The sequence below is a fragment of the Xinfangfangia pollutisoli genome (genome assembly GCF_020179405.1).
Classification (GTDB): domain Bacteria; phylum Pseudomonadota; class Alphaproteobacteria; order Rhodobacterales; family Rhodobacteraceae; genus Pseudogemmobacter; species Pseudogemmobacter pollutisoli.
Genome location: NZ_JAICBZ010000128.1, coordinates 1 through 7,319 on the forward strand (window position 1 = coordinate 1; position 7,319 = coordinate 7,319).

The window sequence follows — 7,319 nt, forward strand, 5'->3', positions numbered from 1 at the left end:
TCTCGGGGCCGCTGGCGATGGTGCTGAATGTGGTCGGCGCCGGGATCGTGCCGGTGGGCGGCGGTCTGGCCCGGGCCGAGGGGCTGGTCGACTATCTGGATGCCGCCGTGCGCCGGCAGGTCCTGCGGCTGAGCGAGGCGCCGCTGCTGGTGCCGGCCGAATGCGGCCCCGATGCGGGCATGCTGGGCGCGGCCCAGGCGGGATGGGCGGCATGGGCCTGACGCTGGAGGTCTGCGTCGACGACCCGACCGGGCTTGCCGCGGCGGTGCAGGGCGGTGCCGACCGGATCGAACTGTGCGCGGCGCTGGCGCTGGGCGGGCTGACGCCCTCGGCCGGGTTCATGGCCCAGGCGGCGGGTTGCGGGGTTCCGGTCCTGGCGATGATCCGGCCGCGGCCCGGCGATTTCGTCTTCTCGGCCCGGGCCGAGGCGGTGATGCGCAGCGATATCGACATGGCGCGGCAGGCGGGGCTGTCAGGCGTGGTTCTGGGGGCCAATCTGCCCGATGGGCGGCTGGATCTGGTGCTGCTGCGCCGGCTGGTGGCGGCCGCGCAGGGGCTGGACCTGACGCTGCACCGTTCTTTCGATCTGACGCCCGATCTGGATCTGGCGCTGGATCAGGCGATCGAGCTGGGGTTCCGCCGGGTCCTGACCTCGGGCGGGGCGGTGACGGCGGCCCAGGGTCTGGCCCGGCTGCAGGCGCTGCGCGACCGGGCGGCGGGACGGATCGCGATTCTGCCGGGGGCGGGGATCGGGGCGGCCAATGCCGCCCTGTTCCGTGCGGCGGGATTTGACCAGCTGCATGCCTCTTGCAGCGCGCCCTGGCCCGCGCCGCCCGATCTGCTGCGGCTGGGCTTTGCCGCAGCCGGGGCGCGACGCACCGACGCGGCCGCGGTGCGGGCCCTGCGTGCCGCGCTTGATTGACAGGGCAGGGCGCTGGGGCTTTGCTGGCGCGCGAGTGCGGGAAAGGCGGGGCAGATGGATATCAACGTGACCTATGAGCGGCCCGAGGATGGCCCGGGATCGGGGCCGATCCTGGTGGGCTGGTTCCGCACCAGCGATAAGAATGCCGTTCTGTACGACCCGCCCGAACGCGTCAGCTTCCGCCAGACCAACCGCGCGCATGCCAAATCCGCCGCGCGCTGCCCCGGCGTGATCCAGCTGGAAAGCCGGTATTTCATGGTGAAATGCCCCTTCGACCTGCATATCGGCTTTACCCGCGACGACAAGGGCAAGGCGGTGCTGGTCAATCGTGCCGGCGCGGCGAGCCCGATCCGGTCGAACAAGATCGGCGACGTGCTGACCCTGGTGAACGAGACCGAATGGCGCTACCCCGACCGGCCGACGCTGCAGATGATCCTGCCCTACTGCTTCATCGCCGACGAAATGGTCTATATCACCCAGCTTTCGGCCTTCATGCATTACCGCAAGGACCCGCTGCCCGGCACGATCTTCGGCGGGCGCTTTCCGGTTTCGGTCTGGCCGCGGCCCCTGATGTGGGCCTTCGAATGGCACGAGCCCGAGAAGGACATCGTCCTGCGCCGGGGCGAGCCGCTGTTCTACTGCCAGTTCGAAGGGATGGACCCCTCGCGCCCGGTGCAGGTGGTCGAGGCCGAGCGCACCGCCGAACTGGCCGCCTATATGGAGGCGATCGGCGGGGCGGTGAATTACGTCAACCAGACCTTCGGCCTGTTCAAGGCGGCCGAGGCGCTGCGGCCGAAGAAACTGTTGACCGTCAAGCCGCGCGACTGACCCGCTGGCGGGGCGGGGCGAGGTGGGGCGGTCAGCGCGGCTTGCGACCGCGGGGGCTTTGCTGGGATTGCAGCGGCGGCACGCTGGACAGATCGGCTTCGGCGCCCGGCTCTGCCTGCGTGTCCGCATCGGCGCCTTCGGGCAGGTCCAGCGGCACGCGGTCATCCGGCGGCAGAAAGATGTCGGGCACGTTCAGGAACGGCACCAGCAGTCGCGGATCGCCCCAGACCGAGATCTCGATCTCGGGCGCGCCGGCGCCGGCCAGATGTTCCGGCGTCAGCTGGACGATGCGCAGCCGCAGGGGCGCGCCATCCAGCAGCGCGGGCGCGACGATCTGCCCCGCGACCGGCCCCAGATGGCCCAGATAGCCGATGCGCCGGCGCGGGATCACCCCCAGCAGGCTTTGGCGCACCCGCGCATAGATGCCGACCCGTCCATCGGGCATCAGCCGCGCCTCGGCGGTGTCGCCCATCGACAGGCCGGCGCGGGCGATATGGACCGCGATCCCCTCGACAGGGACTTGCGGCAGGATCGGTTCCAATACGTCTTGCATCTTGCCCCCAGAGCCCTTTGTCCGTCTTCTTCTGCATGGTCTTTTGTCCTGCCATCGGCGCTTGGCGGGCATCTGGCAAGCGGCCATCCGGCAAGGGCCTGATCCGCTTCGGATTCCCGCCGGTCGTTCGGGGCCGGATCGGCGGAATTGGGCCCAGCCGCCTGCCGGGCGCGGATTTCGGGAAATTTGTCTTGCGGCCCGGCCCGGCCGCTTGAAGGCCCAGGGTGCTGCCCCCATCTGGGGATCAAGGCCAGGATGCGGCGTGCCTGTTCAGGGCGCCTCTCCGGCGGTGCTTATGAAAGGAGTGACCCGATGAACCTGGAAAAGTTCACGGAACGGTCGCGCGGCTTCCTGCAAGCGGCGCAGACCATTGCGATGCGGGAAAGCCACCAGCGTGTGCTGCCCGATCACCTTCTGAAAGCCCTGATGGATGACGACCAGGGGCTTGCGGCCAATCTGATCCGCAAGGCCGGTGGCGCGCCCGAACGGGTGAACGAGGCGGTGAATGCCGCCATTGCCAAACTGCCCAAAGTCTCGGGCGGGGACGGTCAGACCTATATCGACCCCTCGCTGGTGCGCGTCTTGGACGAAGCCGAGCAGGTGGCCAAGAAGGCCGGCGACAGCTTCGTTCCGGTTGAACGGCTGTTGACGGCGCTGGCGCTGGTGAATACCCGCGCCAAGGATGCGCTGACGGCGGGCGCCGTGACGGCGCAGGGGCTGAATGCCGCGATCAACGAGATTCGCAAAGGACGGACGGCGGACAGCGCCTCGTCGGAAGACACGATGGAAGCCCTGAAGAAATATGCCCGCGACCTGACCGAGGCCGCGCGGGAAGGCAAGATCGACCCGATCATCGGCCGCGACGAGGAAATTCGCCGCGCCATGCAGGTTCTGTCGCGCCGCACCAAGAACAACCCGGTGCTGATCGGGGAACCGGGCGTGGGTAAGACCGCGATCGCGGAAGGTCTGGCGCTGCGCATCATCAATGGCGACGTGCCGGAATCCTTGCGCAACAAGAAGCTGATGGCGCTGGACATGGGCGCCTTGATCGCGGGCGCCAAGTATCGCGGCGAATTCGAGGAACGTCTGAAGGCGATCCTGAAGGAAATCGAATCCGCCGCCGGTGAAATCGTTCTGTTCATCGACGAGCTGCACGTCCTGGTCGGCGCCGGCAAGACCGATGGCGCGATGGATGCCGCCAACCTGATCAAGCCTGCGCTTGCCCGGGGCGAGCTGCATTGCGTCGGCGCCACCACGCTGGACGAATACCGCAAGTATATCGAGAAGGACGCGGCGCTGGCCCGGCGCTTCCAGCCGGTTCTGGTGCAGGAGCCGACGGTCGAGGATACGATCAGCATCCTGCGCGGCATCAAAGAGAAGTATGAGCTTCACCATGGGGTGAAGATCAGCGACTCGGCCCTGGTCGCGGCGGCCACGCTGTCGCATCGCTATATCACCGACCGTTTCCTGCCCGACAAGGCCATCGACCTGGTCGACGAAGCCGCCAGCCGGCTGCGGATGGAGGTGGATTCCAAGCCCGAGGAACTGGATGCGCTGGACCGGCAGATCCTGCAGATGCAGATCGAATCCGAGGCGCTGAAGAAGGAAGACGACGCGGCGTCGAAGGACCGGCTGGAAAAGATCGAGAAGGAACTTGCCGATCTGCAGGATCGCTCGGCCGAGATGACCGCGCGCTGGCAGGCGGAACGCGACTCGCTTGAGGCGGCGCGCGATCTGAAGGAACAGCTGGAAAAGGCCCGGGCGGAACTGGATCAGGCCAAGCGCGAAGGCAATTTCGCCAAGGCGGGCGAGCTGCAATATGGCCGCATCCCGGAACTGGAGAAGAAGCTGGGCGAGGCCGAGGGCCGCGAAGGGACCGAGATGGTCTCGGAATCGGTGCGCCCCGAGCAGATCGCCGAAGTGGTGGAACGCTGGACCGGCATCCCGACGACGAAGATGCTGGAAGGCGAGAAGGACAAGCTTCTGCGCATGGAAGATGAACTCGGGCGCCGGGTCATCGGCCAGCACCAGGCGGTCGCGGCGGTCAGCCGCGCCGTCCGCCGGTCGCGTGCCGGCCTGTCGGACGAGAACAAGCCCTTGGGCAGCTTCCTGTTCCTGGGCCCGACCGGCGTCGGGAAAACCGAGCTGACCAAGGCGCTGGCCGAGTATCTTTTCGATGACGACAATGCGATGGTCCGCATCGACATGTCGGAATTCATGGAGAAGCATTCGGTCGCCCGTCTGATCGGCGCCCCGCCCGGCTATGTCGGCTATGACGAAGGCGGCGTGCTGACCGAAGCCGTCCGGCGCCGGCCCTATCAGGTCGTCCTGTTCGACGAGGTGGAAAAGGCGCACCCGGATGTGTTCAATGTGCTGCTGCAGGTTCTGGACGATGGCCGGCTGACCGATGGTCAAGGCCGCGTGGTGGACTTCAAGCAGACGCTGATCATCCTGACCTCGAACCTGGGCGCGCGGGCCTTGTCGGAACTGCCGGAAGGCGCCGATGCCACGGCGGCGAAGGCCGAGGTGATGGATGCGGTGCGGGCGCATTTCCGCCCCGAATTCCTGAACCGTCTGGACGAGCAGATCATCTTCGACCGGCTGAACCGGGCGGATATGTCGGGCATCGTGGAAATCCAGCTGCGGCGTCTGGAACAGCGGCTTGCCAGCCGCAAGATCTCGCTGACGCTGGACGATGCCGCCAAGACCTGGCTGGCCGATGAAGGCTATGACCCGGTCTTCGGCGCGCGGCCGCTGAAGCGGGTGATCCAGCGCCAGCTGCAGGATCCGCTGGCCGAGATGATCCTGGCCGGCGACATCCTGGACGGGGCCGAGGTTTCGGTGACGGCCGGGGCCGAGGGCCTGATCGTCGGCGACCGGGTGATCGCCAGCCGGCGCGAAAGGCCCAACCAGGCCGTGGTGCATTAAGGAAAGGGGGCCTTCGGGCCCCCTTTTCGCTGCGCGTCCGCGCGGGCGGAAATTTCCGCGCACAGATGCGTGAACGGCTGCAACGCCGGGCCGGCTTTCTTCGTACTGGGTTTAGCATGCGCAAAAACCCAAGGGAGCCCTGCGATGATCCGATCCTTCAAGACCGACCTGCGCTGGTCCGATGTCACGCCGCGGGCCGCTTTCCTGAACCGCCGCCAGATCATCGCCGCCGGCATGGGCGCCCTGGCCGCCGGCGCCCTGGCCCGCCCCGCCGCCGCCCGGATCGAGGCCGCCGCCAGCCGCTATTCCACCTCCGAGGCGCCCGACAGTCTTGAGACCATCACCGGCTACAACAACTTCTACGAATTCGGCACCGACAAGGGCGACCCGGCCGCCTATGCCGGCGGGCTGACGGTCGATCCCTGGTCGGTCAAGGTCGACGGGCTTGTCGACCGGCCCGGAACCTATGATCTGGCCGACCTGATCAAGGGCCAGCCGCTGGAAGAACGCATCTACCGCTTTCGCTGTGTCGAGGCCTGGTCGATGGTCATCCCCTGGATCGGCTTCGAACTGTCGGGATTGCTGAACCGGCTGGGCGTGCAGAGCGGGGCGAAATACGTGGCCTTCGAAACCCTGCTGCGCCCCGAGGAAATGCCCGGCCAGCGCGCCCGCTTCATCGACTGGCCCTATCGTGAGGGGCTGCGGCTGGACGAGGCGATGAATCCGCTGACGATTCTGGCCACCGGGCTCTACGGCGATCCGATGCCCAGGCAGAACGGCGCGCCGATCCGGCTGGTCGTGCCGTGGAAATACGGCTTCAAGTCGATCAAGTCGATCGTGCGGATCAGCCTGGTCGACAAGATGCCGCCCACCACCTGGAACATGCTGCAGGCCAGCGAATACGGCTTCTATGCCAATGTGAACCCCGAGGTGGACCATCCGCGCTGGAGCCAGGCCTCGGAACGCCGGGTTGGTGCCGGGCTGTTCGGCGGCCGCCAGGATACGGTCAAGTTCAACGGCTATGGCGACCAGGTCGCCGGGCTTTATGCCGGCCAGGATCTGGCGAAGGACTATTGATGGACCGGATCAACGCGCTGCTGCGCCGCCTGCCCGAGCCGGCCGTTTGGCTTCTGGGTGCTGTTCCCCTGGCGCTGCTGATCTGGGGTGCGGTCTTCGGCGGGCTTGGCCCCGACCCGGTCAAGGCGATCGAACATGATCTGGGGCAATGGGCGCTGCGCTTCCTTCTGGCCAGCCTGGCGGTCACGCCGCTGCGCTGGCTGGGGCTGAACCTGATCAGGCATCGCCGCGCCCTTGGGCTTCTGGCCTTCAGCTATGCCGTGCTGCATCTGGTTGCCTGGCTTTGGCTGGACATGGGGCTGCGCCTTGGCCAGGCGGCGGGGGATCTGGTGAAGCGCCCCTATATCATCGCGGGCATGCTGGGGCTTCTGGCGATGCTGCCCCTGGCGCTGACCTCGACTCGCGCCGCGATCCGCCGGATGGGGCGCAATTGGCAGCGCCTGCACCGGCTGGCCTATGCGGCGCTTGTGCTGGGGCTTTTGCATTTCGCCTTGCTGCTGAAGGTCTGGACGCCCGAGATCCTGATCTACATGGCGCTGGGCGGGGGGCTTCTGGGGGCGCGCGCGGTCCGCAGCCTGTGGCCTCGGCGGCCTGCCGCAGGGGCACCCGCCCGAGTCGCTCGCTGAGTCGCAAGAAAGTTGCCCGGAACCGCCGTTCTGGGCATCTTCCTTTCTGCAACCCATGGAAAACGCCTGCTTTTTCGAGTTTTTGGAAAAAATTCGCAGGACCGTCACTTTTTCCTCTTGCGGCTTCCGAGCGTCCTCCGTAAACACCGCCTCACCGAAGCGGACGGGACGCGGAAACGCCGAAAGAAAGCGACGGGACGGAAGGAAGCGGCAGCGAAAGCAGCCAGGACTGACCGGAAAATCTGAAGACAAGGCAAGCGTGGATACGCTGGGAAACCGGCGCATCAACTCTTTTTTGTCTGAAAGATCGCTCTTTGACATTGATGTAAGATGAAGGGATATGCGGGCGGTTTGGTCGTTTCGGCGACGATCGTTTGCATATCGG

6 protein-coding genes and 1 pseudogene are annotated in these 7,319 nt (G+C 66.8%); 6 read left to right on the forward strand and 1 reads right to left on the reverse strand.

What is annotated here, in order from left to right:
• The 3 genes and pseudogenes from K1Y73_RS20750 to K1Y73_RS20760 form a co-directional block, all read left to right on the forward strand.
• A pseudogene (locus tag K1Y73_RS20750) lies at positions 1 to 221 on the forward strand (ROK family protein); the annotation flags it as partial.
• Positions 212 to 922: a copper homeostasis protein CutC gene (locus K1Y73_RS20755; protein WP_225030259.1), complete on the forward strand. Its 711-nt coding sequence runs from the start codon at positions 212 to 214 to the stop codon at positions 920 to 922. The pseudogene K1Y73_RS20750 and the gene K1Y73_RS20755, both read left to right, overlap by 10 nt.
• A 54-nt stretch (positions 923 to 976) precedes the next feature.
• Entirely contained in the window at positions 977 to 1,750 is a 774-nt protein-coding gene (locus K1Y73_RS20760; RefSeq protein ID WP_225030261.1) for a hypothetical protein, read from the forward strand.
• Between the two features lie 31 nt (positions 1,751 to 1,781).
• Here the strand turns inward: K1Y73_RS20760 and K1Y73_RS20765 are convergent, their stop codons facing one another.
• The gene (locus K1Y73_RS20765; RefSeq protein WP_225030263.1) at positions 1,782 to 2,303 is read right to left on the reverse strand and encodes a hypothetical protein; all 522 of its coding nucleotides are present in this window, start codon (positions 2,301 to 2,303) and stop codon (positions 1,782 to 1,784) included.
• Between the two features lie 312 nt (positions 2,304 to 2,615).
• Here K1Y73_RS20765 and clpB point away from each other — a divergent pair, with 312 nt between their 5' ends.
• From clpB to msrQ, 3 genes are all read left to right on the forward strand, one after another.
• Positions 2,616 to 5,231, forward strand: a complete 2,616-nt coding sequence (gene clpB, locus K1Y73_RS20770; RefSeq protein ID WP_225030265.1) for an ATP-dependent chaperone ClpB — start codon at positions 2,616 to 2,618, stop codon at positions 5,229 to 5,231.
• A gap of 144 nt (positions 5,232 to 5,375) precedes the next feature.
• Positions 5,376 to 6,308 (forward strand): protein-methionine-sulfoxide reductase catalytic subunit MsrP, encoded by a 933-nt coding sequence (gene msrP, locus K1Y73_RS20775; protein WP_225030266.1) that lies wholly within the window; start codon positions 5,376 to 5,378, stop codon positions 6,306 to 6,308.
• Complete coding sequence (gene msrQ, locus K1Y73_RS20780) at positions 6,308 to 6,934, forward strand: protein-methionine-sulfoxide reductase heme-binding subunit MsrQ (RefSeq protein ID WP_225030268.1); 627 nt, start codon at positions 6,308 to 6,310, stop codon at positions 6,932 to 6,934. Before msrP ends, msrQ begins: the two co-directional genes overlap by 1 nt.
• Positions 6,935 to 7,319 lie beyond the last annotated feature (385 nt).

What these genes read in the sequence shown, in the direction of transcription:
- K1Y73_RS20755 (WP_225030259.1), top strand. Translation starts at nt 212, where the DNA reads ATGGGCCTGACGCTGGAGGTCTGCGTCGACGACCCGACCGGGCTTGCC.
- K1Y73_RS20760 (WP_225030261.1), top strand. Translation starts at nt 977, where the DNA reads ATGGATATCAACGTGACCTATGAGCGGCCCGAGGATGGCCCGGGATCG.
- K1Y73_RS20765 (WP_225030263.1), bottom strand. Translation starts at nt 2,303, where the DNA reads ATGCAAGACGTATTGGAACCGATCCTGCCGCAAGTCCCTGTCGAGGGG.
- clpB (WP_225030265.1), top strand. Translation starts at nt 2,616, where the DNA reads ATGAACCTGGAAAAGTTCACGGAACGGTCGCGCGGCTTCCTGCAAGCG.
- msrP (WP_225030266.1), top strand. Translation starts at nt 5,376, where the DNA reads ATGATCCGATCCTTCAAGACCGACCTGCGCTGGTCCGATGTCACGCCG.
- msrQ (WP_225030268.1), top strand. Translation starts at nt 6,308, where the DNA reads ATGGACCGGATCAACGCGCTGCTGCGCCGCCTGCCCGAGCCGGCCGTT.